General features: G+C 72.1%; 20 protein-coding genes. 6 read left to right on the top strand and 14 right to left on the bottom strand.

The features are described from left to right. The first annotated feature begins 38 nt into the window (after nt 1–38). On the top strand, nt 39–425 hold the full coding sequence (locus AA23TX_RS22745; RefSeq protein WP_155544880.1) for a RidA family protein: 387 nt from the start codon (nt 39–41) through the stop codon (nt 423–425). Here AA23TX_RS22745 and AA23TX_RS22740 read toward each other — a convergent pair. The 3 genes from AA23TX_RS22740 to AA23TX_RS22730 form a co-directional block, all read right to left on the bottom strand. Then, on the bottom strand, nt 422–1,624 hold the full coding sequence (locus AA23TX_RS22740) for a GTPase (RefSeq protein ID WP_155544879.1): 1,203 nt from the start codon (nt 1,622–1,624) through the stop codon (nt 422–424). The genes AA23TX_RS22745 and AA23TX_RS22740 overlap by 4 nt on opposite strands. After that, nucleotides 1,621–3,405, bottom strand: coding sequence for a P-loop NTPase family protein (locus tag AA23TX_RS22735; protein WP_196425486.1), 1,785 nt, complete (start codon nt 3,403–3,405; stop codon nt 1,621–1,623). Before AA23TX_RS22735 ends, AA23TX_RS22740 begins: the two co-directional genes overlap by 4 nt. A 101-nt stretch (nt 3,406–3,506) precedes the next feature. Beyond that, complete coding sequence (locus AA23TX_RS22730; RefSeq protein ID WP_155544877.1) at nt 3,507–4,496, bottom strand: IniB N-terminal domain-containing protein; 990 nt, start codon at nt 4,494–4,496, stop codon at nt 3,507–3,509. Nucleotides 4,497–4,799: 303 nt separating this feature from the next. Between AA23TX_RS22730 and AA23TX_RS22725 the strand changes: the two genes are divergently transcribed. Both AA23TX_RS22725 and AA23TX_RS22720 read left to right on the top strand, forming a co-directional pair. Beyond that, nucleotides 4,800–5,930, top strand: coding sequence for an Hsp70 family protein (locus AA23TX_RS22725; RefSeq protein WP_155544876.1), 1,131 nt, complete (start codon nt 4,800–4,802; stop codon nt 5,928–5,930). Continuing rightward, nucleotides 5,927–8,446, top strand: coding sequence for a helix-turn-helix transcriptional regulator (locus AA23TX_RS22720; protein WP_439328773.1), 2,520 nt, complete (start codon nt 5,927–5,929; stop codon nt 8,444–8,446). The genes AA23TX_RS22725 and AA23TX_RS22720 overlap by 4 nt, the downstream gene beginning before the upstream one ends. Nucleotides 8,447–8,458: 12 nt before the next feature. Here AA23TX_RS22720 and AA23TX_RS22715 read toward each other — a convergent pair whose 3' ends face one another. The 4 genes from AA23TX_RS22715 to AA23TX_RS22700 form a co-directional block, all read right to left on the bottom strand. After that, nucleotides 8,459–11,092: a fibronectin type III domain-containing protein gene (locus AA23TX_RS22715; RefSeq protein ID WP_155544875.1), complete on the bottom strand. Its 2,634-nt coding sequence runs from the start codon at nt 11,090–11,092 to the stop codon at nt 8,459–8,461. Between the two features lie 554 nt (nt 11,093–11,646). Next, nucleotides 11,647–12,390 (bottom strand): ferredoxin reductase, encoded by a 744-nt coding sequence (locus AA23TX_RS22710; protein ID WP_155544874.1) that lies wholly within the window; start codon nt 12,388–12,390, stop codon nt 11,647–11,649. After that, nucleotides 12,360–12,959 (bottom strand): sulfite oxidase-like oxidoreductase, encoded by a 600-nt coding sequence (locus AA23TX_RS22705; protein ID WP_155544873.1) that lies wholly within the window; start codon nt 12,957–12,959, stop codon nt 12,360–12,362. The genes AA23TX_RS22710 and AA23TX_RS22705 overlap by 31 nt, the downstream gene beginning before the upstream one ends. A gap of 29 nt (nt 12,960–12,988) precedes the next feature. After that, complete coding sequence (locus AA23TX_RS22700; protein WP_155544872.1) at nt 12,989–13,600, bottom strand: pentapeptide repeat-containing protein; 612 nt, start codon at nt 13,598–13,600, stop codon at nt 12,989–12,991. 44 nt (nt 13,601–13,644) lie between these two features. Between AA23TX_RS22700 and AA23TX_RS22695 the strand changes: the two genes are divergently transcribed. The 3 genes from AA23TX_RS22695 to AA23TX_RS22685 all read left to right on the top strand — a co-directional run bounded on the left by AA23TX_RS22695 (nt 13,645) and on the right by AA23TX_RS22685 (nt 16,124). Further along, the gene (locus tag AA23TX_RS22695) at nt 13,645–14,547 is read left to right on the top strand and encodes an ornithine cyclodeaminase family protein (RefSeq protein ID WP_155544871.1); all 903 of its coding nucleotides are present in this window, start codon (nt 13,645–13,647) and stop codon (nt 14,545–14,547) included. A 312-nt stretch (nt 14,548–14,859) separates the two neighbouring features. Further along, entirely contained in the window at nt 14,860–15,114 is a 255-nt protein-coding gene (locus tag AA23TX_RS22690) for a hypothetical protein (RefSeq protein WP_155544870.1), read from the top strand. A gap of 197 nt (nt 15,115–15,311) precedes the next feature. Then, nucleotides 15,312–16,124 carry an LmeA family phospholipid-binding protein gene (locus AA23TX_RS22685; RefSeq protein WP_155544869.1) on the top strand — a complete coding sequence of 271 codons (813 nt, stop codon included), beginning with the start codon at nt 15,312–15,314 and terminating at the stop codon, nt 16,122–16,124. 83 nt (nt 16,125–16,207) lie between these two features. Here AA23TX_RS22685 and AA23TX_RS22680 read toward each other — a convergent pair whose 3' ends face one another. From AA23TX_RS22680 to AA23TX_RS22650, 7 genes are all read right to left on the bottom strand, one after another. Next, entirely contained in the window at nt 16,208–16,774 is a 567-nt protein-coding gene (locus AA23TX_RS22680) for a hypothetical protein (protein WP_155544868.1), read from the bottom strand. Then, on the bottom strand, nt 16,771–18,387 hold the full coding sequence (locus tag AA23TX_RS22675; protein ID WP_196425485.1) for a VWA domain-containing protein: 1,617 nt from the start codon (nt 18,385–18,387) through the stop codon (nt 16,771–16,773). The genes AA23TX_RS22680 and AA23TX_RS22675 overlap by 4 nt, the downstream gene beginning before the upstream one ends. After that, a complete protein-coding gene (locus AA23TX_RS22670) occupies nt 18,384–19,514 on the bottom strand; it encodes a toxic anion resistance protein (protein WP_155544867.1) in 1,131 nt (376 codons plus the stop codon). The genes AA23TX_RS22675 and AA23TX_RS22670 overlap by 4 nt, the downstream gene beginning before the upstream one ends. A gap of 1 nt (nt 19,515) precedes the next feature. Then, a complete protein-coding gene (locus AA23TX_RS22665) occupies nt 19,516–20,595 on the bottom strand; it encodes a hypothetical protein (RefSeq protein WP_155544866.1) in 1,080 nt (359 codons plus the stop codon). Between the two features lie 91 nt (nt 20,596–20,686). Beyond that, nucleotides 20,687–22,180 (bottom strand): carboxylesterase/lipase family protein, encoded by a 1,494-nt coding sequence (locus AA23TX_RS22660; RefSeq protein ID WP_155544865.1) that lies wholly within the window; start codon nt 22,178–22,180, stop codon nt 20,687–20,689. Further along, on the bottom strand, nt 22,180–23,601 hold the full coding sequence (locus AA23TX_RS22655; RefSeq protein ID WP_155544864.1) for an ATP-binding protein: 1,422 nt from the start codon (nt 23,599–23,601) through the stop codon (nt 22,180–22,182). The genes AA23TX_RS22660 and AA23TX_RS22655 overlap by 1 nt, the downstream gene beginning before the upstream one ends. Then, nucleotides 23,598–25,250, bottom strand: a complete 1,653-nt coding sequence (locus tag AA23TX_RS22650) for a response regulator (protein ID WP_155544863.1) — start codon at nt 25,248–25,250, stop codon at nt 23,598–23,600. The genes AA23TX_RS22655 and AA23TX_RS22650 overlap by 4 nt, the downstream gene beginning before the upstream one ends. Nucleotides 25,251–25,258 lie beyond the last annotated feature (8 nt).

Genomic DNA, 25,258 nt, shown 5'->3' with positions numbered 1-25,258 from the left:
ATGGTTCCTGGGTAACCACAAGAGACCACGGAGGAAAAGTGACTGTCACCCTGGTGAATCCCCCGGAGCTGCCCGAGATCGACGTGTACCACCAGGTGTCGATCGCGTCCGGGACGAAGCTGGTGTTCGTCGCCGGGCAGGTCGCCTGGGAGACCGGGCCCGACCTCGCCGCCCAGGTCGAGCAGTGCTACGTCAACGTCGGCGCGGCCCTCGCCGCGGCCGGCGGTTCGTTCGACGACGTCGTGAAACTGATCTGCTACGTCGTCGACTGGACGCCGGACAAGATGCCCGCGCTCCTCGACGGAATCGCCCGGGGCAGCGCGAAGCTGGGAACCACCGCGAAGCCGCCCGCCACCCTGATCGGCGTCGCCGCGCTGGACGTTCCCGAGCACCTCGTCGAGGTCGAAGTCACCGCGGTGCGCTAGGCGAACAGCGACAGCAGCCCCTCGGTCGAGCGCACCACGACATGCGCCGCGGTCCGCTCCGCGTGCGGCTTGTCCGGGCGTTCCGCCTCGTGCCGCCACCGGCGGAGCGCGTCCAGGCCCGCGTCGTAGATGTCGCCCGGGTCCGCGTCCGGTTCCAGGTTCAGGCGGTCCGCCGGGGCCGTGCCCTCCGCGCCCAGCAACCGGACCGCCTCCTCCGCCGGCTCGCCGGACAGCGCCGTCCGGCCGCCGCGGATGTCGGCGATCAGGCGCAGCTCGCGGAAGTCGTGCGCGGCCGCCGCGAAGCGCTCCACCCGGGACACCAGGCGATCGCCGCCCGGGCGGGGCTGGGCCGCCAGCAGGGTCTCCAGCCGGATGATCGCCGTGCGGGCCTTCAACGCCTCGGCGCGGGCCACGAAACACCCGGCGAGGGTGTCGCGCAGCTCGCCGAGACCGCTGCGGCGCACCAGCTCCGCCGACAGCTTGACGCGGTCGTCGCAACCGGTGCGGATCAGCGTCAGCGCCAGGCGGACGCCGAACATCCCGAACCGCACCACCAGCGACCGCCGCGTCTCGACCGGGATCGGGCCGGGGAACGCCGGGTCGGTGAACGAGTCCACCGAAAGCACGTGCCGTTCCAGCTCTTCGCGGGGCACCGCGGCGAAGGCCGCCAGAAGGTCGAACTCGTCGTCGCGCAGGGACCGGCCGCCGTAGGCCAGCTGGCCCGCGACGGCGATCACGCCCAGGAACCCCGTGCACAGCGGGTCTTCGCGCCAGGCCCGGCGCGCCAGCTGCTTCGCGGTCAGCAACGCGTCGATCCGGCCCGCGCCGACCTCGTCCGCACGCGCGAGCACCAGCACCGAGTTGACCGCGCTCTGCCGGGCGAACGGCGAGCCACCCGGCGAGTGGGCCGCCGCCAGCTCGTCCGGCTCGAGGTGACGCACCAGGCGCACCGTCGCGTCCGGGAGGTCGTCGGCCGGGCCGGGGTCGTCCAGCAGCACGAGGTCGCGCAGCGCGCGCGTCGGCCACTCGCCGAGCGCGGCGGCGAGCGTCGTCTTCCCCGACGACGACGCCCCGGTGAACCCGACGCGCAGCGGTTGCTCCAGCCGGTTCAGGCAGTCGTGCAGCAGGGCCGACGCGCGCGGGTCGTCCCGGTAGAGCCCCGCCGCGGCGTGCAGCAGGTCGCGAACGTCCTGCGTCACGCCGAAAGCTCCCGCGGCTTCCGCCCGGCGATCGTGCCGAGCTCGCCCGCGCGCTGGTGCAGCCCGGCCAGGCGGTCGATCTCCCGGCGGATGTGCCCGGTCTTGCGCTCGCGCTCGGCCGTGCCGGCCATGATCGTCTCGCGCTCGCGCGTCAGCTCGTCCGCGAGTTCCTCGGCCAGCCCGGTGAAGTGGTCGCGCAGCCGGCGCTGCACGACGCGGATCCCGTCGCGGAACTCCTTGCTGTAGCGCAGGAAGACGTCGTCGACGTGGCGTTGCGCGGCCTGCTTGGCGACGGCTTGGCGCCGCTGCAGCCGCATCCCGCCCTCGTCGCGGATCGTCTTCACGGCGAACGCCGCGCCGGCGCTGATCGACACCGGGTTGATCAACGGCAGGCCCAGCCAGGGCAGGCTGGTGACCAGGCCGAACATCAGCACACCGCCGTACGAGCCGCGCAGGCCCGTGAAGGCCTGCTGGCCGATCTTGAACTTCTCGATCTTCGGGCGCCGGACGTCGTCGAGGTACTCGATGCCCGAGCCGTCGAGCGGCAGTTCCGGCAGTGCCCGGTCGTACTGGGCGCCGAAGCACGCCGCGACCGCCTGGGCGGTCCACTGCGCCCGCTCGGCCAGCCACGCGTAGTTCGTTTCGACGGCTTCGGCCAGGGTCTCGTCCAGCCACGGCGCGAACTCGTCCCACACCTTCGCCGGGTCGCCCTCGTCGAAGGTCTGGTCGATGGTGTTGACGATCTTGCGCGTCCGCTCGCGCAGGTCGTACTCGACGTCGCCCATCAGGTCGGTGACCTCGTCGGAAAGCAGGTTCTGCCACCGGGTGTTCTGCCGCCGCAGGTCGTCGGCGCGGCGTTGCGCGCGCTGCAGCAGCGCGGCCTGGCCGAGCCCGGCGTCCTGGGCCGCCGCGTCGATGCGGTCGCGCAGCGACTCCACGAGCTCCGCGGCCGCGGCGCGCACGCCGACGGCGGCGAGCAGCGCGCGGGACTGCTCCGGCGGCCGCGCGGCCTGCTCGGCGATCCACGTGAGCAGCTCGGGGAAGCCCGAACGCGCGTTGAGCTCGGCGTCCCCGGCCCGCGCGGCGGCTTGGCGCACGACGGCCGAAACCGGCAGCACGGGCGCGTCGATCCCCGCCTCGGCGAGCATCCCGCGGTTGCGCTCGGCGACCGCGCGCCACCCCGGGGAAGCGTCGATCTTGGTGAGCGCCAGCACGACGTGCGGGCACCAGGTGCGGACGTGGCGGGCCAGCGCGAGCTCGGCGGCGCTGAGCGGCGCGGTCGCGTCGGACACGAGGATCACGGCGTCCGCTTCGGCGAGCAGGTCGAGCGCGGCGGCGGTGCGCGGCGACCGCGGATCACCGACCGGTGGGGTGTCCACCAGGACGAGCCCGGCGGAGAGGAGCTCACGCGGCACGCCGACCTCGACGCGGCTGAGCGTGCCCGCGGGGCGGGCGCCGAGCTCGCCGGTGAGCCGTTCGACCGCGACGGGAATCCGTTCGAGGGAGCGGCCGACCAGGGTGGCGGCGGGTTCGGGGGCGTAGCCGATTTCGGTGGGGACCTCGGGGGTCGGGGCGTCGCCGACCGCGCACACGGGCGCGTTCAGCACCGCGTTGAGCAGGTATCCCTTGCCCTGTTTGGGGAATCCGAGCACGCCGAGGCGGATCTGCCCCTCGGGGGCGTCACGACGTCTGCGGAGGCGCTCGGCGAGATCGGCGCGGCCGTGGGTGCGGCACGCGTCCAGCGTCTCGTTGAGCACTTCGAGCCAAGCCGGTGCGGTCACAGCGGATGAGTGTCCCCGGTTTACTCCCCGTACGCACACCGGGTGCCCGTCCCGCGGCTGCACCCAGACCGCGGGACGGGCACCGGTGACCGGTTCGGGAATCAGTGCCCGAGGTGGATGTCGTTGGACGCGATGTCGCCGATGTGCAGGTTGCCCAGGGCGTTGTGGCTGACGTCGGAGACGTCGGAGACCACGTCGTGGACGGCGGAGGTGTTGCCGCTCGCGATGTCGCCGACCTGGCCGGCCACGTTGTGGCTGACGTCGACGCCGGTGGCGTTCGTCACGACGCTGGTGACGTCGCCGAGGCCGTGGGTCACGTTCGAGACCTCGTGGGTGACGTGCGAGACGTCGAGGTTGCCGGCGCCCTGGAGGATGCCGGAGAAGTCGCCGACCTGGCCGACGACGGAGCTCACGGTGTGGTTCAGGTCACCGCTGATGTCGCCGACCTGCGAGGTGGCCTCGTAGACCGGGGTGACGGCGTTGTACGACACGTTGTTCGTGACGGCGTCGCCGAGGTGGGCGGCCTGCTCGACCGTGCCGACGACCGCGCTGTGGTCGGTGTCGGTGACCGAGTACACGAGGTTCCCGGCGACCTGGACGGCGTCCAGGCTGGAGCCGAGGTCGCCGCCGGTGCCGAAGTCGCCGGCCAGGGCGGTGACGCCCGCGGCGGTGGTCGTGATGTCGTTCACGCCCGGCAGCGCGCCGACGCCCGGGACGGCCGGCAGGCCGAGGTCGCCCACGCCCGGCAGCGAACCGCCGAGGTCGCCGACACCCGGCAGCTCCGGGACGGCCGGCAGGCCGAGGCCCGCGGTGAGGGCGGTGAGCTGGTCGATCGCACCCTGGATGCCGGGGGCGTCGGTGCCGACCGAGGACAGGTCGCCGACGACGGGCAGGGCGCCCACGGCCGGGAGGCTGTCGACGGGGACGAAGTCGAGGACCAGCGGGATGACCTCGTGCACGTCGGCGGCGCTGACGTCGCCGAGACCGGCGGCAGCGAGGACGCCCTGCGGGTCCGTCCCGAAGGCCGCGAGCGCGGTCGGGTCGTTGAGCAGGTTCAGCGCGAAGTCGTGCAACGTCTGCACGGAGTCCATGGGGTTCTCTCCTGGTCCGGTGGTTCGGGGGACGGCATCGGCCGCAAGGACCGCTGCTCCGACATCAAGTTAGGGAGCCGGTCCCCCCACGCACATCGGGGATCACTCCGAGTTGCGGGCCGGTCAGCCGATAGGGGATCGATATGTCATCGTTAGGGAGTTAGGGGCTCATCCGAGACGCGCTCAGTTGGGTTAAATCCCTCCAGCCACTTGATTGACTAACCCGTTTGGGTGAGGATGCCCCGAGCCCTAGGGGGATTCCGCGCCCCCGATCGGCCCCCGCGAGGTGAGGAGGAAGCGCCGTTGTCCTACGTCCTCGGGATCGATGTGGCACAGGGGCGGACCCACGCCGCAACCTGCCGCAGGCAAGGTCCCGGCTGGGGCGAACCCGAGCCGCTCTGGCTGGGTGACCGGACCCCCGCCGCCGCGTCCGCTCTCTTCCTGGACGACGAGGGTTACCTGCTGACCGGGGACGCCGCCGCGCAGGCCGGCGCCCGGGTCCCGTCCCGGCTGCTCACCGGCTTCCACCGCCGGATCGGCGACGACGTGCCGATGCTCGTCGAAGGCGAGCCGTTCCCACCCGAAACGCTGACCACCGTGCTCGTCGAGAGCATCGCCGAGCACGCCGCGAACCAGTTCGGCGGCGCCCCGGACCACCTGGTGCTGACCCACCCCGGGGACTGGGGCGGCTACCGCCGTGACGTGCTGCGCCGCGCACTGGCCGACGCCGGGTTCACCGCGGTCACGCTGGTCCCCGGCTCGATCGCCGCGCTCGGCGCGCACCTGCCCTTCCCCGGCCCCGGCGCCACCGCCGCCGGCGTCTGCGAGTTCGGCGCCGACGGCGTGAACGTCACGCTGGCCACGGCGACCGGCGCGAGCGGCTGGCAGCCGGCCGCGAGCGCCGAAGGCGTGGCCCCGGCCGCGGCGCTCAGCACCCTTTTCGCCCTCGCCGGCGCGGCGTCGACGTCCCCCCGGGGGCTCGCCGGCGTGGTGTTCTGCGGCGACGTCCCGCCGCACGCGCTGCCCGCCCGGCCGCCGTGCCCGGTGTTCGCGGGACCGGTTCCGCCGGCGGCCACCGCGCTCGGCGCGGCCGCCCTCGCGGCGCTGCGCGCGGACCACCGGGGTGCCCCGCACGAACCCCCCGCCGTCGAAACCACCCTGCTCCCCCAGGTGGACACGCTCGGTGACCTCGGCGAGCGGCCACCCCGGCCGCCGGTCGAGATCACGCCGTTCGAGCTGCCCGAGCGGAGCAACCCGATGAACCTGTTCCGGCGGCGGCGCCCCCTCGCCGCCGCGGTGCTCGTGCTCGCCGCGGCCCTCTCGGCCCTGGTCATCACCGTCACCGCCCGCGAAGCCACCGCCGGCCCCGGCCCGTCCCCCGCCCCGAGCCACTGCGCCCACCCCGGCGCCCCCTCCGGTGAAGGTCACTGTTGAACACTCTGCTTACGCAGGTCCCCCCGCTTCGCGCCATCCCCGTGCACCCCGCGGCGTTGCGGCTGCTCGACCAGGTCACGGCCGACCCGGCCGCGCCGCTGCGGCTGGCCGTCGTCGCCCCCGGCGGGTACGGCAAGAGCGTGCTGCTCGCCGCGCTCGACCGCGTCTACCGCGCGGCCGGCGTCGACGCCCTGCTCGTCGACGACGCCGACCGGCTGGCTCCCGACCAGCTCGAGGAGCTGCTCACCGGCGCGGACGGGCCGATCGTCGTCGCGCACCGGCCGGCCGCGGTGTCCGCGAGCTGGACGTTGCTGCAGCTCGGCCCGCTCGGTGCCGAAGACGTCGCGCGGCTGATCTCGGCGGTGACGGGTTCGCCCGCCGACCCCGCGGCGGCCGCCGAACTGCACGCCCGCAGCGGCGGGGTGCCGCGGCTGGCCGAGCGCGACCTGCTCGGGCGGCTGGAGGACTTCCGGCCGGAGCTGGACGAGCTCGACGACGACGTCCTGCGCTACCTGGTCGCGGCCGAAGCCGGCGCGGGGCGCAACCTCGACCTGCTGTGCGCACTGCTGGACCGCGGTCCGGAGCAGCTGCCCGCGATCGTCGACGCCGCCCGCGCGACCGGGCTGCTCGGCCCGGACGACGCGCTGCTGCCGCTGGCCGCGGCCGCCGTCCGCGACTTCGGGCCGCCCGCGCGCCGGCTGACGACGGTGCAGCGGCTCGTCGAGCTGCAGCTGGCGAACGGCCTCCCGGTGCTCGACCTGGCGCGCGCGCTGCTCGGCACGGGCAGCTCCGGGGCGTCCGCAGCGGCCGCCTTCGCCGCGGCGGCCGCGGAAGCCCTGCCCTCCGACGCGCGGCTCGCGGCCCGGCTGTTCGAGGCCGCGGCCGAAGCGGGCGACCGCTCGTCGGCGGTCACGGCGGGCTGGGCGCGCGCGACCGCGTTGTCGGGCGACCTCGACACGGCGCTGCGCCTCGGCGACGGCATGCTCGGCGCGGCCGACCCCGAGACCCGCGCGGCCGGGGCGGCGATCGCGGCCACGGTCCTCGCGCACCGGGGTGAGCTGGCGCGCAGTGCGGAGCTGTACCACTGGGCTTCGCGCAGCATCGACACGATGGCGGCCGGCGGCGACGGGCTCGGCGCCGGAGTCTCCGGCGGCACCGGGCTCCCCGCGGGCGCCGGGCTCGCGGGCGGCGGCAGGTTCCCCGCGGGCACCGGGCTTTCCGGCACGGGTGCCTGGGCAGGGGCCGACGCGTTCGCGGCGATCGCGCTGGTCGGCACCGGCGACCTCGACGGCGCCCGCCGGCTCCTCGACTCCCCGGCACCCGGCGTCGCGCCGACGTTGTTCGCCGGCGCGGCCACCCGGATGGCCCGCGGCATCGCCGATTCGGTGTCCGGCTGCGCGACGGAGACGTTGTCGACGCTGCTCGGCGCGGCGGCGATGCTGGAACCGGCGCTGGGCGGCACGTTGCTGCCCGACAGCCCGGCGGCGCTGGCCGCCCTCGCCGCGCTGCACACGGGTGAGCTGGCGCTGGCGGAGCCGGTGCTGACCCGCGCCCTCGACGGCGGGATCGGCGGCGACCTGCTGTCGGTGCGCCACCGCCTGCTGCTGGGCTGGGTCGCGATGACCGCGGGCGACCTCGCGACGGCGGCGGAACACCGGGACGCCGTCGCCGGGCTTTCGCTGGAAGCCCGCGACGAGCTGTTCTTCGCGACGCTGGAGCTCGGCTTGGCGCGCCGCGCCAGCGACCTCGTGGGGCTGCAGCGGTCGTGGCACCGCGCGTACCAGGCGTCGATGCGGCAGCAGACGGACCTGTTCACGCTGCTGCCGCTGGGCGAGCTGGCGATCGCGGCGGCCCGCACCGGCGCGTTCGCGAAGATCTCGGGCCAGCTGGAACGCGCCCACGCCCTGCTGGCCCGCCTCGGCGAACCTCCACTGTGGACGGTCTCCCTGGTGTGGCACGAGCTGCACGCGGCGATCACGCTGGAGGACGCCGACGCGGCGGAGGCGCACCTGGCGACGTTGGCGACGCACGCCCATTGCGGCCGCTACCCGCACGCGCTGGCCACGGCGGCCCGGTGCTGGCTGTCGGTCCTCGGCGGCACGTTCGCCCCGGACACGATCACGACGGCGGCGGCCGAGATGCACGACCTGGGCCTGCGCTGGGACGCGGCCCGCCTGGCCGGCCAGGCGGCGATCCGCACGTCCGACCGCAAGGCGATGGTCCAGCTCCTGGAGGCGGCCCGTCAGTTCCAGGGAACGGCGGCCCGCCGGGAGCAGGGGACAGCGGAAACCGCGGCGGCCGGAACGGGCTTGGCGGCGCTGAGCGAGCGAGAGCTCGAGGTGGCCCGGCTGGTGGTCGAGGGGCTGACGTACAAGCAGGCGGGTTCGAAGCTGTTCATCTCCGGGAAGACGGTGGAGCACCACATGGCCCGCATCCGGGGCAAGCTGGGGGCGGCCGATCGGCGCGAGCTGCTCGCGACCCTGCGGGAGCTGCTTTCCCGCCCGGACGCCCCCTGACCCCGCCCGCGATCAGGCCGCCGTCGTCGCCGTGAACGACGCCGCCGGGCCCGTTCCGGTGGCCGTCACCGCCGCGACCGTGAACGTGTACGCCGTCGCGGGCTCGAGGTCGCCGACCACCCTCGTCATGCCCTTGACCGTCGGCTGCGTGACCAGGGCGTCACGGCCCTCGACCGGGATCGTGCGGCCGTCGGACACCGTGATCACGTAACCCAGCACCGGGGTGTCCCCCGCGGCCGCCGGCGGGTTCCAGCGGATCGAGGCCGCCGTCGCGCTCGGCAAGGCCTTCGCGCTCGTCGGGACGCCCGGCGGCACCGCCGGCTTCGGGCCGGGCGTCACCGGGGCCGCGGCGAGCGACGGTTGGCTTGTGCCGTAAGCGTTGCGCGCCGAAACCGTCACCGTGTAGGGCGTCCCGTCGGTCAGGCCCGGGACCTCCGCGTACGCGCGCTTCGCGAAGTCGGCCGCGGACACCGTCGCGGACTTCGCGCCGCCGACACCCGTCGCCGTCACGACGTAGTCCGTCACCGGTGCGTTGTTGACCGCGTAGGTCGGGTTCCACGTGGCGTACAGCTTTCCCGAAACGGCGAACGTGCCGACCCGAGATGGCGCTTCGGGCGGCGCGGCGCCGCCGACCCGGCGCGTGAGCAGGCCGCGGTAAGCCGGTTCCAGGCCCGCGTTCGCGACGATCGCCGCCGGGGCGTCGGCCGGGCTCCCGAGGAGCTTGTTGCCGCGCAGGACCGCGCCCTTGTCGACCTTGTCGCGGTCGCCCTGCTCCCAGTAGTTGTCCTCGGTCAGCGTCGGGTCGTTGTTGCCGAGGCCGTCGCGGTAGTCGACGTGCACCGTGCCGACGTTGGCGTACGCCATGCGGTACAGGACGTTGCCGCGGATCGTCTCGTACGTGTTGCCGTTGTCGGTGTAGATGCCCTTGCCGAGCCCCCACTGGTCGTGGACCACGTTGCCGGTGACGTGCTCGCCATCGTCGAGGGAGCTGCCGGTGATGCCCTGGGTGTAGATGCCGCCACCGTCGTCCAGCATCAGCATGTAGTCGAAGATCAGGTTGTCCGAGACGGCGTTGTCGTGCGAGAGGTTCGGCGTCGCCGGGCTCTTGATCTTGTCCGGCCAGCCGCCCCAGCCGAGGGAGACCGCCGAGTAGCCGACGTGGTCGATCTGGTTGTGGGAGATGGTGTTCCGCACGGTGTAGCCGTCGACGATCGGGACGCCACCGTGGAACTCGCGCGGCAGGCCGTAGAGGTGGTTGTCGGTCACCGCGACGTCGCGCACGACGTCCGCGTCAGTGTCCGTGACCGGCTTGTCGACCCCGCCGAGCTGCACGCCGTTGCCCGAGATGTCGGTGAAGACGTCGCCGCGGACCTGGGATTCCTTGGTGCCGTCGACGAGGTCGAGCCCGGCCCCGCCGAGGTGTGCGAACACGCTGTCGGCGAACTCGACGCGCCGGCCGTGGGACACGGAGACGTTCGCGGGTTCGCGCGTCCACGAGGCGTACGGGCAGGTGCCGCCGGGCACGAACTGGCAGAGTCCTTGGACGGCCCAGCCGTCGGAGCCGGTGATCGTGTACCCGGCCTGGATTTCGGAGAACCCCTCCGGCGACGAAGGCCGGAGCCAGGTCGCGTAGGAGAAGCGCAAGCCGCGGAAGGCGACGTCGTGGATCGGCGCGTCAGCGGTGCCCCGCGCGTCGACGAGCTGCTCCAGCACCGGCATCTCGACATCGGCCCGCCGCAGGTCCTGGCCCGGCGCCGGCCGGTAGTAGACGAGGTGGGCGGACCGGTCGAGGTACCACTCGCCGGGGTCGTCGAGCAGCTCGAGAGCGTTTTCCGCGTAGGTGGGGTGCCGTCCGTTGGTGAGGTCGGCCGGGCCGACCATGTTCACGCTGCGGCCGGGGATGTCCGGGAACAGGACGCGCTTGGTCGAGTTGTCCCAGCACGGCTGGGCCATGGTGATGGTCGTGCCCTGGGCCGCGGCGAGCGGACAGCGGGGCTCGGTCCACTGGCCGAGGCCGTCACGCTGGACGTTCCAGAGCGCTTCGCCCGCGGTGTAGACGAACTCGACGTCTTCCGGGTTGCGCCAGTGCGCGAGGGTGTCCGCGTCGGCGGTGTACCCGGTGGCGGTGGCCTTGACGGCAACGGGCAACGGACCGCGCGCGCGTTGCTCACGGACCCCGTCGACGTAGAGCTGCCGGGTGTCATCCAGCCTGGCGGGCGCGGCGGCGGCGAACAACCCGGGCCGGCCGGGGACGGGCCGCCACCCGGTGACGCGCACGCCGCCGTTCAGTTCGGTGTCACCGGTGCCCTGCCAGATCACGCGGTGACCGTTGCCGCCGGAGTCCCGGGCATCGAGGCGCAGCGGCTGAGCCAGCCGGAAGACCCCGGAGTCGAGGTGCACGGTGAGATCACGAGTGAGGTGCGGCGCCCGTTGGCGCACGAGGTCGCGTGCCTTGTCGAGGGTCCGCAGGGGCTGCCGAGCGGTCCCGGCGGCGCGATCGGAGCCGGTTGGCGAGACGTAGACATCACGGCTCGCGGAGCCGGCGTCCGCGGCGGCCGCGGGAGTGGTCGTGGTGAGCAGGGCGCTTGCCCCGAGGAGGACGGTCACCACGGTGCTGCGCCGCTTCGAGGCTCGCTTGGTCAGCATGGGGAGAAAGATAGGATCTCTGGGTGGGAATGTCGATGATTTCCCGCTCAGCGGGGCGTTGGGTCACCTAATCATCGGATGGATATCGAGCGAACGGCGGTGTCGAAGCCCGAAGCGGTGGGCAGGATGGCAGTGGGCCCTGTGGCGAGGTTGCCGGGGGCAAGTCGATGCGAGCCGATGCGGCGGCTGCTCCGGAAGCCTTGGGCGGCACGCGCAGCGTGGCGGTGGCCGAGGCGCGGTGGCGGTGGCGGTGGCGATGGCGATGGCGGTGGCCTAGGCACGGTGGCGGTGGCCGCGGCCGTGGCCGTGGCCGTGGCCGTGGCCGTGGCCGTGGCCGTGGCACGGTGGCGGCAGTGGCAGTGGCAGTGGCAGTGGCAGTGGCCGAGGCACGGCGGCGGCCGGGGCGGCGGTGGCACGGCGGCGGCCGAGGCACGGGGGCGGTCCCCCGGAACCAGTGGCGGGTGGCGGTGGCGGTGGCGGGTGTCGGGTCGCCACGGCCGCGCCTGGGTGAGCGAGTTGTCCCACCGCGGCCGGGTGGTGGGCTGCCCGCGGGGTCAGTCGCGGCTGGGGCCGAACCTCTCCGTGCGGATGCGGTGCGGGTCGTGGCCCAGGGCGACCAGGATGTCCGCTGCCGTCTCCACGAAGCCGGTCGGGCCGCAGATGAAGCTCGACGCCCCGAACTCGGCCGGCCAGCCTGCTGTGTTGAGCGTGGCCACGTCGATGCGCCGGGGGATTCCCGGACGGCCCTCCGGTAGCTCGCGGGTGTACACGTACGTGATGTCCAGCCCGGGGACCGGCTTGCGCAGCTCGTCCGCGTAGTACAGCTCTGCCGGGGTGCGCAGCGAGTAGATCAGCTTGAACGGCGTGCGGACGCCCGCCGCCCGGCGGGCGCGGATCATGGCCATCACCGGGACGATTCCGGTGCCGCCCGCGATCAGGAGGACCGGGGACGGGTCCGTCGGGCGCCAGACGAACCAGCCGCCGACCGGGCCGCGGATCTCCACCGGGTCGCCGATCGCGTACGGGCCGGCGAGGTGCTCCGACACCTCGCCGCCGGGGACGCGCTGGACCGTCAGCTCGACTCGATCACCGTCGGCGGGCGCGGCGAGCGAGTAGCTGCGCTGCGCTCGATAACCGTCGGCCGCGGTGAGGCGGACGTCGACGTGCTGGCCCGCCAGGTGCCCCGGCCAGCCGGGCAGGTCGAAGACGAGCGTGCGGGCCGTCGGGGTCTCGTCGCGGAATTCGGCCAGGCGGGCGACCCGCCAGGCTAGTCGCCCTGATACCGCTGTTCGCGCCATGGATCCCCGTAGTCGTGGTAGCCGACGTTCTCCCAGAAGCCGGGCTCGTCCCGGGTCTTCAGCTCGAGCCCGCGCACCCACTTCGCGGACTTCCAGAAGTACAGGTGCGGCACGACCAGCCGCGCCGGGCCGCCGTGCTCCGGGGTGAGCGGCTTGCCGCCGTACTCGTAGGCGATCCAGGCCTGCCCGTCGAGCAGATCGGCGAGCGGCAGGTTCGTCGTGTAACCGCCGTAGGAGTGGACCATGACGTAGTCCGCAGCCGTGTCGAGGCCGCCGACCAGGGTGTCCACCGCGACGCCGCGCCAGTGCGTGTCCAGTTTGGACCACTGGGTGACGCAGTGGATGTCCACCGTGAACTTCTCGCTGGGCAGGGCCATCAGCTCGGCCCAGCTCCAGGCGTGCTTTTCGCCGGTCTCCGTGGTGACCGTGAACTCCCACGTCTCGGTGCGCACGCGCGGGGTCGGGCCAGCCGACAGCACGGGGAAGTCCTCGGCCAGGTACTGCCCCGGTGGCAGGCGCGGGTTGCCACTGCGGGCCCGGCCGCTGAATCCCGGTGTCACGACGCCCATCGCGGCCCCTCCTTCCGGTCGGCCCGAGCCTACGCCCGGACGCGCAGCCCGAGCGACGTGACGAGGACCGCAGCCTGTTCGGGTGACACGATCGCGCCCGTCAGCTCAGCGTTCACCGGGTCGAGCGCCGACAGATCGCTGCCGCGCAGGTCGGCGCGGGACAGCTTGACGGCGTGCAGCGCCACCGCCGAAAGGTCGACGTCGGCGAACACGGCGTCGGCGCAGTTCGCCCCGGTGAGGTCGGCCTCGCGCATGCGCACCCCGTGGAAGGCGACCGATCGCAGGTCGGCGCCCGCCAGGCTGGCGAACGACCAGTCGCCGCCGGTGACCCGCAGCGGGCGCAGCTCGCACTCGCTGAACGTCGCGCCGACGAGCTTGCACCCGGTGAACTCGGCGTCGAAGAAGTTGCACCGCTTGAAGGCGCAGCCGGTGAACGCCGAGTCCGCGTGCCGGGACGCGTTGAAGCGCACGTTGCCGAACACGCAGTCGGTGAAGACCGAGTTCCGCGTCTGCGCCTCCGAGAAGTCGACTTCTCGGAACTCGCACCGCACGTAGTGCCGTCCGGTGATCTCCTCCCCGTACCAGTCGTCGCGGACGAACCGCTGTTCCTCGGCGGGCTGATCTTGCGTGGGGTCGGACACCTCGTCAGGCTAGCCGCAGGTTTCCGACTTCGAAGGGTCCCTTCATGCTCGATGCTCACGCCGTCCGGGCGGCCGTGCCGATGAGCGCCGCCGTCGACGCGGTGCGGGAAGCCTTCCTCGACCTCGCCGCCGGCCGTTTCGTGATGCCACAACGGTTGTCCTTCGGTGGCGGCACGACGTTGGTGATGAGCGCGTGCCACACGCCGACGTCGACGACGGTGGTCAAGACGCTCAGTCTCGTCGCCGGCCGCACGCCGATGATCCTGGGGACGCTGGTGTGGAACACGGCCGCGGGCCAGCTGGTCGCCGACGCGATCGAGGTGACCACGCTGCGCACGGGCGCGGCGTCCGGCGTCGCGACGGACCTGCTCGCGCCGGCCTCCGCCAGCCGCTTGGCTCTCCTGGGCACCGGTGCCCAGGCCGCCGACCAGGTGCGGGCGATGGCGGCGGTCCGGCCGGTGAGCCGGCTGGCGGTGTTCGGAAGGGATCCGTCGCGTGCTCACGGGTTCGCGGACCGTCTGCGTGCCGAGTTCCCGGGAATCGCGACGCGGGTCGCAGGGTCGGCTGCCGACGCGGTCGCCGATGCGGAGATCGTGTGCTGCGCTACTTCGTCTTCGACTCCTCTCTTCGCAGTGGACGATCTGCCCGAGCAGGTCCACGTCAACGCGATCGGGTCCTATCTGCCTTCCATGCGGGAGCTTCCGGCTGAGCTGCTCGGCACCGCCGGGTGTGTCGTGGTGGATCAGGTCGAGGCCGTGCTCGAAGAGGCCGGCGAGGTGATCCACGCGGTGGAGAGTGGGTTGATGAAGCGCTCCTCGTTGGTCGAGTTCGGTGACGCGTTGCGGACGCCGCCGGCGGTGGGTGGACGAACGGTGTTCAAGTCGGTGGGGCTCGCCGTGCAGGATTGGGCCATCGCCCGGTTGCTGGGTGACGCCGGACCGCGGTGACGGTCGCGAACCGACGAAACGCGAACCCCGGCCGAGGGCACCAACCCCGGAACTCGAGTGATCAAGGACCGAACCCGCGTGGCTGGGCGGGCCTCGCGCGTGTTTGGAGGGGCATCGAGCGTGACTGGGCGGGCATCATGCGTGACTGGAGGGGCATCGGGAGGGGCTGCGGACCGTGTGGGAGGGGCGGCAGAGAGCAACGGGAGCCGCCGAACGGCGCAATCTTGGGGCTGGAGCGTTTGATCGGTCACCCGTTCCGGGAATTTTCCGGACATGTCTCCTTGGCGAACCACCACCAGACGGAACACGGCCGTGCGGGTCATCACGGCGATCGGCGCGATCTTCGCGGGGATCGAAGTCCTTTACATGATCATGGTGCTCGCCGGTGCGAACGCCGGCAACGCATTCTTCATCTTCATCAAGTCGTTGGCGGTCCCTCTCGCGTTGTTCTGGCCGGGGCTGTTCAACGTGGACAACGCCAGCCTGCAGGTCATCCTCGACTTCGGCTTGGCCGCGGTGTTCTGGCTGGTCATCACCGGCATCATCGCCCGGTTCGCCGGCCGGTGACCGGCGGGCGACACCGCCCTCCGAACGGCCACCTGTCGTCACCGCCCCCTCCGGTGACGGCAGGTGGTGCACCACCTCGTCGATGGGTGCGACAAGCCATCGCACCCATCTTCGGTACCACCACCGCCGCGTGAGAATCGCCGCTTTCGCGTGACCTCCTGTCGGCATACCTCCTCCCCTTCGGCGACACTGGACGGATGAGCGACGGCAGGTGGTTCGACGGCTGGTCGCCCTGGCCCGAACTGGCCGGGCTGGCCGCGGCCGGACGTTCTCTGCTCCCGAACGTCCCGGTGACGCCGGCCGCCTTGGCGCGCACCGTGACCGAGCAGCTCGTCGGGCGCCGGCTCACCGCCAAGGTCGACGGCCGCGACGTCGGCCTGACGCTCACCGAACTCGACTACCCGGCCGACAGCCTCCGCCTGGCCACCGGCCGCGTCGGGGACGTCCGGATCGTCGCCGAGGACGTCGACTGGCCCGAGCCCGAAGGCGGCAGCATTCCGCTGCGCCGGGTCACCGTGCTCGCCGAAGACGTCCGCCTCCGCTCGCTGCCCACGCCGGCCGCCAAGCCGGCCCGCGTCGAACTGCGGATCGCCGTGTCCGCGGACGTGCTGCGCGAACGGGTGGCGAAAGTCCGCCCCGGGATCGTCGCCGCCCCGGCCGGAAGCGGACTGCTCCAGATCCACTGGGCCAAGAAGCCGCAGTGGGGCCACCTGACGTTGGCGGCCCGGGTAGAGGACGACGCCGTGGTGCTCGAGCCGCGGAACCTCCACATCGGACAGCGGAAGCTCCGGCCACCGAAGCGCTTCCGGCCCATCGTGCTTCCCCTGCCGGAACTCCCGCCGGGCATAAAGCTGACGAAGGTCGAGCCACGGCAGGACGAACTCGTGTTGCACACGGTGGCGGAGGAATGGCCGGACCGGCTTTCCCGCATTCCGCTGGCGGACTTGCTGAGCTGGCTGACGACCGCCGCGATGACACTGACCCTGCCGAACCTCGGCACCCGTTCATGACCCCTCCTCGACGAGCCGGACACCGAAAACGCTACTAGAACGCGTGTTCGAACGTCATCACTCACAAGGGTAGGGCCGGGGATTCACGCGTCCCGGTCCCGCAGATACCGCGTGTGATCGGCCTGCCGGTCGACCTCGGAAGCGTAGAACCGCTCGGCCACCCGGTGCGCCTCCGCCTCGAGCAAACCCAGCTGCGCCACCAGTTCTTCGCCCGCACCGGTCCGCCGCGAAGCGAACCACCACGGCAGGTTCAAATAGGTTTCCAGCGACAGCGGCAGATCCGTGCGCGCCAACCGTCCGACCGAGTGCTGCAGGTCGGGATCGGCCGCGAGCCGCGCAGGCTGCGACAGCAGGTCCCGCAGGACTTCGGCGATGCGCCCCACGGTGTCCACAGTGGACGTCGGCATGCGCGAAGCCTGCGCCGAGACCCGGCGCACCAGGACTTCCAGCGAAGAGCGCAGCTCGGCCGAGGTGTCCGGCACCAACCGGACCTTCTCGGAAGGCGCGAGCAGCGCCCCCACCAGGTACAACGCCACCACGACGAACGGCCAGAACCACCCGACCACGCCGGTCAGGTACAGCACGACACCAAGAAGCCCTCCGACGCAGCCGAGGAGGTTCTTGGTCGACCCCAGGTAGCGCAGCATCATTGGTACCCGCGGATCTCCTGGAACACGCTGGACAGCTGGACTTTCCGCGCGTCGAACACCTTGCCGCCGGTGGACCCGGCGACCTGGGTCAGCTCGTCGCTGCTGCCCTCCCCGAACAGCACGGTGAACACCGGCACCTGCTTCATGGCGGGCGGCAGCGAGCCGAACGACGCCTGGAAGTCCGCCAACGACGAGCCGTTCGCGTTCTCGCCGTCGGTCATCAGGACGATCGAGGTGAACCGGTCGGGATCGCGCGCCGCCAAGGGTTCCAGCACCCGGTAGGCCTCGGACAGGCTGTCGTAGATCGCCGTCCCGCCGCCGGCCGACAGCCCCTCGGCGAACGCCTTGATGCGGTCCAGCTCGCCCTGGGGGTTCTGCTCCGGCACGGTGAACGTCGAAGGCCGCGAAGGACTCGAGTCGAACGGCAACATCGTCACCTCCTCCCGGCTCCGGAACCGCCGGAACCGCCCGGTCAGCGACGTGTCCGCGCCCGTCAGCCCGACCAGCGCGCTCCGCAGCGAGTCGATGCGGTCGCCCTTCATCGACCCGGAAGTGTCGAGCACGTACAGCGTCCGCGACGGCCGCCGGATCTTGTCGAAGTAGGCCTGGAGCAGCGCGTCGACCGCCTGCTGCGTCGCCGGGAACGGCAGCTCGACGAGGTCGTGCGCCGCGAACTGCGGTGCCAACGCGACGCCCGGGACCACCGGCCGCCGCTGCGTGGTCTCCATGATCTTCTTCTGGACGCCGGGCGTCCGCAGGTAGTCCGAAAGCCGCTGGTGCGCGGAACGCGCGTCCGAACCGGCGTCGGCCAGCAAGGAAAGCGGGTAGTCCGCCGTGACGACGCCGTCGCTCGGGTAGACGAGCGTCAGCGGTTCGGGCAGCTTCCCGGACGCGTTCGCCGAGAGCAGCACGGACTCGTAGTTGATCAGCCCGTCGACCTTCTGCCCCGGGTCCTGGCCGGTCGCGCGCCGCGTGTACGCGTCCGACAGCCAGCCTGACGACCCGGCCGAAAGCGCCTGGGCGCTGAAGAACTGCGTCAGCTGCGGAGTCACCGAAGCGATCTGCTGGGCGTCGATCGCGTTGCCCGCGCCCGCGAGCGCCGACGCGACGCCGACCAGCGCCGAGAACCCCGAGTTCGACGCCGACGGGTCCGTCATCCCGTAGCTGAACGCCTTCTTCCCCGCCTGCGCGGCGATCTCGCCCCAGCTGACGGGCTTGCCCGCCCAGCCGAGCCGCTGCACCACGGACGACGCCAGCCCCAGCACCACCGGCGAGCTCATGATCTTCACCTGGTTCCCGAGTCGTTTCGCCGCTTCGGGAATGCCCGCGGGATAACGGTTCGAGGAGAACCAGACGGCGTCGTACTTGCCGTCGACGCTGCCGTTCGCCAGCGCTTCGGCGCCTTCGAGGGTCCCGGTAAAGGTGAACTTGACCGTCACTCCGGTGGCGCGAGCGGCTTCGTCGAGCACCGGCTGCATGTCCGCCAGTTCGCTGCCCGCGAGGATCCGCAGCGTCCCCGGCTCGGGGTCGCCGAGAGGCGCCGACGAAGAGGGTTCGGAACACCCGGCCAGCAAGGCCGCGCCCAGCGCCAGCGCGAGAACTTTCCTGATCATGCTTCCCCCTCGTGCGAGCGCCGCAGATGGTCTTCGGCGCGGCGGATCTCGCCGGACAGCGACTCGACGGTCGCCGCCATGCTGCGGACGGCGTCGGCGCGGAACCCGTCGATCGCGTCGATCGAGGCGTAGATCCGGTCGAACGACTGCCGGATCGTCTCGGTCGCGACGGCCGGGTCGCCGCTCGCCTTGCGGATCTCCGCGGACTGCAGCGTCAGGAGCTCCGAGTTGGCGCGGATCAGCCCGTCGGTGGTCGCCTGCAGCGCCGCGACCTCGTCGAGGACGTCGCGCTGGCTCGCCAGAGCGCCGCTGACCAGCAGGGCGACCCGCAGCGCGGACACGGTCGTCGACACCGCCCGCTCGACGCCGCGGACCAGCTCGTCGTTGTTCTTGCGCACCAGGTCCAGCGCGAGGTAGCCCTGCGCACTGACCGCGAGCTGGGTCAGCAGGTCCTGGTGGCGTTGCCGGATCGGGTACAGCACGTCGGCGCGCAACGCGTTGGCGCGCGCGGGATCCGTCAGGTCGAAGACGCCGGCCTGCGCCTCGATCGCACCGTCGACGGCCTCGGCGAACGCGGCCGCCTCGGCGAGCTTCCCCATGACCTTCCACAGCCGCTCACGCTCGCCCTTGATCGCGGCATTGTCGCGACGCAGGACGTCCTGGCGGCCGCGGAGGTCGACGACCAGCGCGTTGACCGGCTCGTTCGCCGCGCGGTAGCGGTCCAGGGCCCGCTTCGCGCCCTGGGCGACCGGGAACATCCCGAGCAGCTTGCGCCCGGTCAGCGGGAGCTTCGCCGGGTCCAGCTCGGCGACGGTGCGGCGCAGGCTGGTGAGACTCGTCGTGACCCCGTCCTGCGGGGAGGCCGCGCTGCGCAGGGACCGGTCCAGCATCGACCCCGCGACGCCGGCCGCGGCCCGCATGTCGGCCTCGCCGACGGCCAGCAGCTCGTCCAAGAGGTCCGTGAACTCCGGCGACCGGACGTCGAGGGCTTCCAGCCGCGAAGCGAACTTCGCGGCGCGAACGGCGACTTCCGACCGGGTGTCGTCGCTGAGCGTGATGAGCCCGGCGGCGCGCTCGACCGGGATCGCCGTCACCGGCTCGGGCGGCGCGAGGGTGAACTCGTCCATGTCAGTACTGCTTGCCGACGGCGTCGAGCAGCCGTTCGAGGGTCTCGAACGACGGCGGTTCGACGGCGTCCACGAGGTCGGCCGGCGCGTGCGCCGGGGCGGCGACGTCCGCGAACAGCTGCGGGTTGTTCGTGCGGAACCCGAAGGTCGCGGCGAGCTCGCCCAGCTCAGGGTCGGTCGCGAGGAGCTGCCCCACCTTGTCGCCGTCACCGGAGAGCGGGACGAGCGTGTGCTTCGAGTACACCGTCGGCGCGGTGTAGATCATGCGCATGTCCGGCCGGATCGAGCCGTCGCCGCGCACGACCCGGTCGACGAACTGCGACTCGTAGATCAGCGCGAGCGGCGTCTTCCCCATCCCCGCCGCCAGGTAGTCCTCGAACGGCCCTTCGGTGCTGTTCTGCGTGTACCCCTGGTCCAGGAACAGCTTCGACACCGCGGGCAGCACCTTCGCCTCCTGGTCGGGCGTGCTGACGACGGTGTTGCCGTTCGCCACGAAGGAAACGATCGACAGGTACATCGCGGCGGAGTTCGACTCGCGCGGGTCGGTCGTCGTGACGAGGACGTTCTTGCGCGCCGGGTACGCGGTGTTGCCGGGCAGCTGGTCCCAGCGCGTCCCGGCCTTCGCCAGGTCGAGGTACTTCGCGATGTCGAGGACGTCGTAGTCGCCGGCGCCCTTGTGCACCACGCCGTTCGCCTTCAGCAGCTGCGCGATCGGCTCGAAGGTGGCGATCGCCATCGGCGACTGGAACGGCGTGTAGACCGTGGTCACCTTGCGGTCGCGCTGGATCTTCTGCGCGGCGGGCGACGACGACGGGAACGCGAACGCGTACTTCCCGAGGTCGACGGTCGTCGCGATCTGCCGCGACCCCGCGGTGTCCACTTCGACCTTCAAGCCGTGGCGGGCGAACGCGTCGACGACGCGCTGGTCGGTGAAGAAGGCCTGCTTCTCCGAACCGATCACGCCGCGCACGGTGGTCAGGTCGCCACCCCGCGCGGTGTCGTCCCCCCGGCCCCAGATGATCACGGCGACGACGGCCAGCAACAGCACCACGGCCAGCCCGATGGACACCCGGCGTTTCACGAGCCACTCCCCTCGACGGCCCTTCAGGGCCTTCGCCCATTTGACGCGGGAGGGGTCCGGTTCGAAGTGAACAACGGGTGAAGGAACGGTCTCAGGTCACCGGGAACCAGGTCCCGGACTCCCATTCCGTGTCGCCCCAGGCGTTCCGCTCGTCGGATCGTGGGTCGAGCACCAGATCCGTGTCTTCCCGGAAAACGAGCACCGGCCGCAGTTCGGGGCCGTACGGCGGCCATTCGGGACCGTCGGCGTCCGCGACGCCGTCCCGGATGAACCGCACCCAGCTGCGGTGGATGAGCAGTGCCGCGCGTTCGCGCTTCGGGTTGACGGCGGAGCCCTGCGTGGCGAGCGGCAGCGGCGTCTTCCAGGCCATCGTCGTCTCGGTGCCGTGGCCGCCGTCGAGCTGTTCGGGCACGCCGGGCGCGGCGATGTCGATGCGGTAGCGGTAGACGGCCGCGTAGGCGGACTGCGCGTCGGCGAGGCGCTGCGTCGGGACGCCGTAGCGCTCGTCGCCCATCGCGGCGATCTTCGCGGACTTCAGGTCGGGGACGCGGCGAAGGTACGTCTCGAGAAGCCGCGAAGCTCCTTCGTCGCCGAGGATTCCGTTCAGCACGCCGCTCGCCGGAGCCGTCGCGACGTCGTCGCCGAGCATCAGCGCGTACGTGCTGCCTTCGTTGCTGTTGCAGCCCACGAGCAGCGAGACGCCGGCCGCGCTCCCCCGGCGGATCGGCTCGATCGGCACCTCCGGCAGCACACGGGGGTGCAGCGTCGGCCGCCACAGCCACAGCGCCTGGAAACCGGTGAGGATCCGTTCCTGCGCCTCGACGAACTCCTTCGCCGGCAAGGCGCGCAGCGCTTCGACGTCGTGGCAGCCGACCTCGTCCAGGAGCCGCCGGGCCAGCGCGGTCCCGGCCTCCGGCGTCGCGACGTGGTCCGCGCCGCCGCTGCTGCTGATCGCCTGGGCGAACAACCCCGTGCCCAGCGGGCTGCCCATCAGGTTCCCGACGCTCTTCGCGCCCGCCGAGACGCCATAGACGGTGATCCGATCGGGGTCGCCGCCGAACGCGGAGATGTTGCGGCGCACCCATTTCAGGGCCTCGACCTGGTCGAGGAACCCGCACACGCCGGCGTCCGCTTCCGGCTCGCCGAAGAGGCCGGCGAGGTGCAGGAAGCCGAGCGAGCCGAGGCGGTAGTTGATCGTGACGACGACGATCCCGGCGCGTGCGAACTCCTCGCCGTCACCGAGCTGCTCGCCGTGGCCGACGCGGTAGCCGCCGCCGTGCAGCCAGAACAGCACCGGCCAGCCGCCCTCGGGGACCGGGCCTTCCGGCGTGCAGACGTTGAGGTACAGGCAGTCCTCGTCGCACACGGCGGAAGGGTTCATCGGGTCCGGTGCCTGCATCGCGTGCGGCCCGTACTCCGTCGCGACGTGCACGCCGCCCGAGAGCGACGGCGGCCGCGGCGCCTTCCACCGCAGCTCCCCGACCGGCGGGCGGGCGTACGGGATCCCGCGCCACCGGCGGACGCCGTCGCCCGCCAGCCCCACCAGCGCCCCGAGCTCGGTCGTGACCGTCGGGACGGAAGCCATCAGAGCGAGGCCTGCTCGACCGTCGGCAGGCAGATCTCGAACCGGGTGTTCCCGGGCTCGGACTCGACGCGCAGGTCGCCCTGGTGGCGTTCGACGACGATCTTCCACGAGATGTCCAGGCCGAGCCCGGTGCCCTCGCCGACCGGTTTCGTCGTGAAGAACGGCTCGAAGATCCGCTGCTTGATGTCCGCCGGGATGCCGGGGCCGGTGTCGCCGATCTCGACGCGGACCTGGTCGTTCTGGCCCCACGTCCGCAGCGTCAGCGTGCCTTCGCCCTGCATCGCGCCGAGGGCGTTGTCGATGACGTTCGTCCAGACCTGGTTCAGCTCGGCCGGGTACGCCGGGATCTTCGGCAGGCCGCGGTCGTACTCCTTGACTACGCGGACGCCGGGGCCGATCTTGCCCGCGAGCATGACGAGCGTGGAGTCGAGGCCGTCGTGGACGTCGACCCACTGGTGCGGCGCGCGGTCCATCTGGGAGTACTGCTTGGCCTTGCCGACCAGCGCGGAGATGCGGGTCGTCGAGTCCTCGATCTCGCCCATCAGCATCTCGGTCTCGAGCGCGTAGGCGAGCCAGCGGACGGCGCCGTCGATGAAGGTGTCGCCGACCTGCTCGAGGACGTTGTCCAGGTCGGTCGTGGTCAGGCCGGCCCGGACGTAGATGTCGGCGAGGTCCCAGCCCTGGTCGATGCCGCGGTCCTCGAACCAGCCGGTGATCTCGTCCTCGCGGTCGGCCTGCTGCATCGCGGACAGCTTTTCGGCGTTGACGACCTGCTTGACCAGGCGTTCCTGGACGTCGATGAGCTGGTAGAGCAGCTCCGGATCGATGTCCTTCTTGGCGAGGAAGGCGAGCTTGTGCCGCATCCCGGCGACGCGTTCGCGCAGGGCGGACGTCGCCCGGACGGCAGCCGCGGCCGGGTTGTTCAGCTCGTGCGTGAGACCGGCCGAGAGTTCGCCGAGGGCGAGGAGACGGCGACGCGAGCCGATCACGGTGTCGCTGTTGCGCCAGCCGAGGTACATGCCCTCGAGGAGGTGCGTCGCCATCGGGAACCACCGGCGGAACTCGAAGGAGAACTCCTTCGACGGCAGCGTCAGGAACGTGACGTCGGACAGCGCGCGCACCGTGGCGTTGTAGGTGTGCTCGCTCTCCTGGTGCACGAAGAACTGCGTCGCGCCGAAGTAGGCGCCGCGCTGGTCGGACCGGTTGGTCTCCACTTCGGTGCCGCTGACCAGGCGCGTCATCCGGATCGCGCCGCCGAGCAGGACGTAGAAGCAGGTCGCCTCGTCGCCCTCGCTGATGACGGTGGAGTCGGCCGCGTACTCCTCGAGCACGGCGTTGGCGGCGATCCAGTCGAGCTGGTCTTCGGAAAGGTGTTCGAAAAGGAAGAGCCCGCGAAGCTCTTCCCGCGGCAGTGCGCTCATTGTTCCTCCAGGTACCGGTGTACCAGCGTCACGGCCATCGCGCCTTCGCCGACCGCGGACGCCACCCGCTTGACCGACTGCGCCCGCACGTCACCGGCCACGAACACGCCGGGGACGGACGACTCGAGGTAGTGCGGATCACGGTCGAGGGTCCAGCCCGCCGGCCGCTGCCCGTTCGCCGTCAGGTCGGGGCCGGTGCACACGAAGCCGTGCTCGTCGCGGTGGATCGCGTCGCCGAGCCACTCGGTGCGCGGGGCGGCACCGATGAAGATGAACAGGTGGCCGCTCTCGACCGTCTCGGTGACGCCGTTCTCGCACAGCGTGAGACGTTCGAGGTGCTCGTCGCCGTGGGCCTGCTTGACCGTGGTGTGCGTGCGGACGTGGATGTTCTCGATGCCGGCGATCTGCTCGATCAGGTAGTGCGACATCGACGACTCCAGCGACTCCCCGCGCACGAGGATCGTGACGTCGCTCGCGTGCCGGGAGAAGAACACCGCCGCCTGTCCGGCGGAGTTGGCGCCGCCGACGATGTAGACGTGCTCGCCCTTGCACTCGGGCGCCTCGGTCGCGGCCGAGCCGTAGTAGACGCCGCGGCCGCTCAGCTCCTCGATGCCCTCGGCGTCCAGCGCGCGGTAGGTGACGCCGCTGGCGAGGATCACCGAGTGCGCGGCGATCTCGCTGCCGTCGCCGAAGGTGACGACCCGCGACGAGCCGCGCGCTTCGAGGCCGACGACATCGCGCGCGGTCAGCACCTCGGCGCCGAACTTCTGCGCCTGGCGCCGCGCCCGGTCGGTCAGCTGCGCGCCGGAGACGCCGTCGGGGAAGCCGAGGTAGTTCTCGATGCGCGAACTGGTGCCGGCCTGGCCACCGGTGGCCTTCTTCTCGACGAGGACCGTGCGCAGGCCCTCGGACGCGCCATAGACGGCGGCGCCGAGGCCGGCCGGCCCGCCGCCGATCACGACGAGGTCGTAGAACTCCTGCGCCGGACGGGTCGACAAACCGACCGCGTCGGCGATCTCGCTGCCGGAGGGGTGCTTGAGCACGGTGCCGTCGGGGGTGACGACGACCGGGATGTCGGCGGCGGTGGCCTCCGCGGCCTGCAGGATCCGGCGCCCCTCGTCGTCTTCGACCGAGTACCACCGGTACGGGACGGCGTTGCGGGCGAGGAAGTCGCGCATGTGGAACGACGGCGAGTTGAAGCGGTGGCCGATGAGCTTGACCTCTTCGACCGGCTTGTCGCCGACGGCTTTCCAGGTCTCGACCAGGGCGTCGATCACCGGGTAGAGCTTCTCCTCCGGCGGGTCCCACGGCTTGAGCAGGTAGTGGTCGACGTCGACGACGTTGATCGCCTGGATCGCGGCGTCGGTGTCGGCGTAGGCGGTCAGCAGGGCGCGGCGGGCGTGCGGGAACAGGTCCATCGCCTTCTCGAGGAAGGCGATCCCGTCCATCTGCGGCATCCGGTAGTCGGCGAGGATCGCCGCGACGGCGTCGCCGCGCAGCTTGATCTCGCGCAGCGCGTCGAGGGCGTCCGCGCCGGAGTCGGCGCGGATGACGCGGTAGTCCTTCCCGTAGCGGCGCCGCAGGTCACGGGCGACCGAGCGGGACACGGCGGGATCGTCGTCGACGGTCATCAGGATCGGCTGGCTCACGAGATGCA

Origin of the sequence: Amycolatopsis camponoti, assembly GCF_902497555.1 — a bacterium.
GTDB classification, from domain to species: domain Bacteria; phylum Actinomycetota; class Actinomycetes; order Mycobacteriales; family Pseudonocardiaceae; genus Amycolatopsis; species Amycolatopsis camponoti.
This window is presented reverse-complemented; position numbering and strand designations above follow the sequence as displayed.

Coding starts and splice junctions, on each gene's coding strand:
- AA23TX_RS22730 (WP_155544877.1), bottom strand. CDS start 4,496: ATGGACTCCGTGCAGACGTTGCACGACTTCGCGCTGAACCTGCTCAAC.
- AA23TX_RS22715 (WP_155544875.1), bottom strand. CDS start 11,092: ATGCTGACCAAGCGAGCCTCGAAGCGGCGCAGCACCGTGGTGACCGTC.
- AA23TX_RS22710 (WP_155544874.1), bottom strand. CDS start 12,390: ATGGCGCGAACAGCGGTATCAGGGCGACTAGCCTGGCGGGTCGCCCGC.
- AA23TX_RS22705 (WP_155544873.1), bottom strand. CDS start 12,959: ATGGGCGTCGTGACACCGGGATTCAGCGGCCGGGCCCGCAGTGGCAAC.
- AA23TX_RS22695 (WP_155544871.1), top strand. CDS start 13,645: ATGCTCGATGCTCACGCCGTCCGGGCGGCCGTGCCGATGAGCGCCGCC.
- AA23TX_RS22685 (WP_155544869.1), top strand. CDS start 15,312: ATGAGCGACGGCAGGTGGTTCGACGGCTGGTCGCCCTGGCCCGAACTG.
- AA23TX_RS22680 (WP_155544868.1), bottom strand. CDS start 16,774: ATGATGCTGCGCTACCTGGGGTCGACCAAGAACCTCCTCGGCTGCGTC.
- AA23TX_RS22675 (WP_196425485.1), bottom strand. CDS start 18,387: ATGATCAGGAAAGTTCTCGCGCTGGCGCTGGGCGCGGCCTTGCTGGCC.
- AA23TX_RS22670 (WP_155544867.1), bottom strand. CDS start 19,514: ATGGACGAGTTCACCCTCGCGCCGCCCGAGCCGGTGACGGCGATCCCG.
- AA23TX_RS22660 (WP_155544865.1), bottom strand. CDS start 22,180: ATGGCTTCCGTCCCGACGGTCACGACCGAGCTCGGGGCGCTGGTGGGG.
- AA23TX_RS22655 (WP_155544864.1), bottom strand. CDS start 23,601: ATGAGCGCACTGCCGCGGGAAGAGCTTCGCGGGCTCTTCCTTTTCGAA.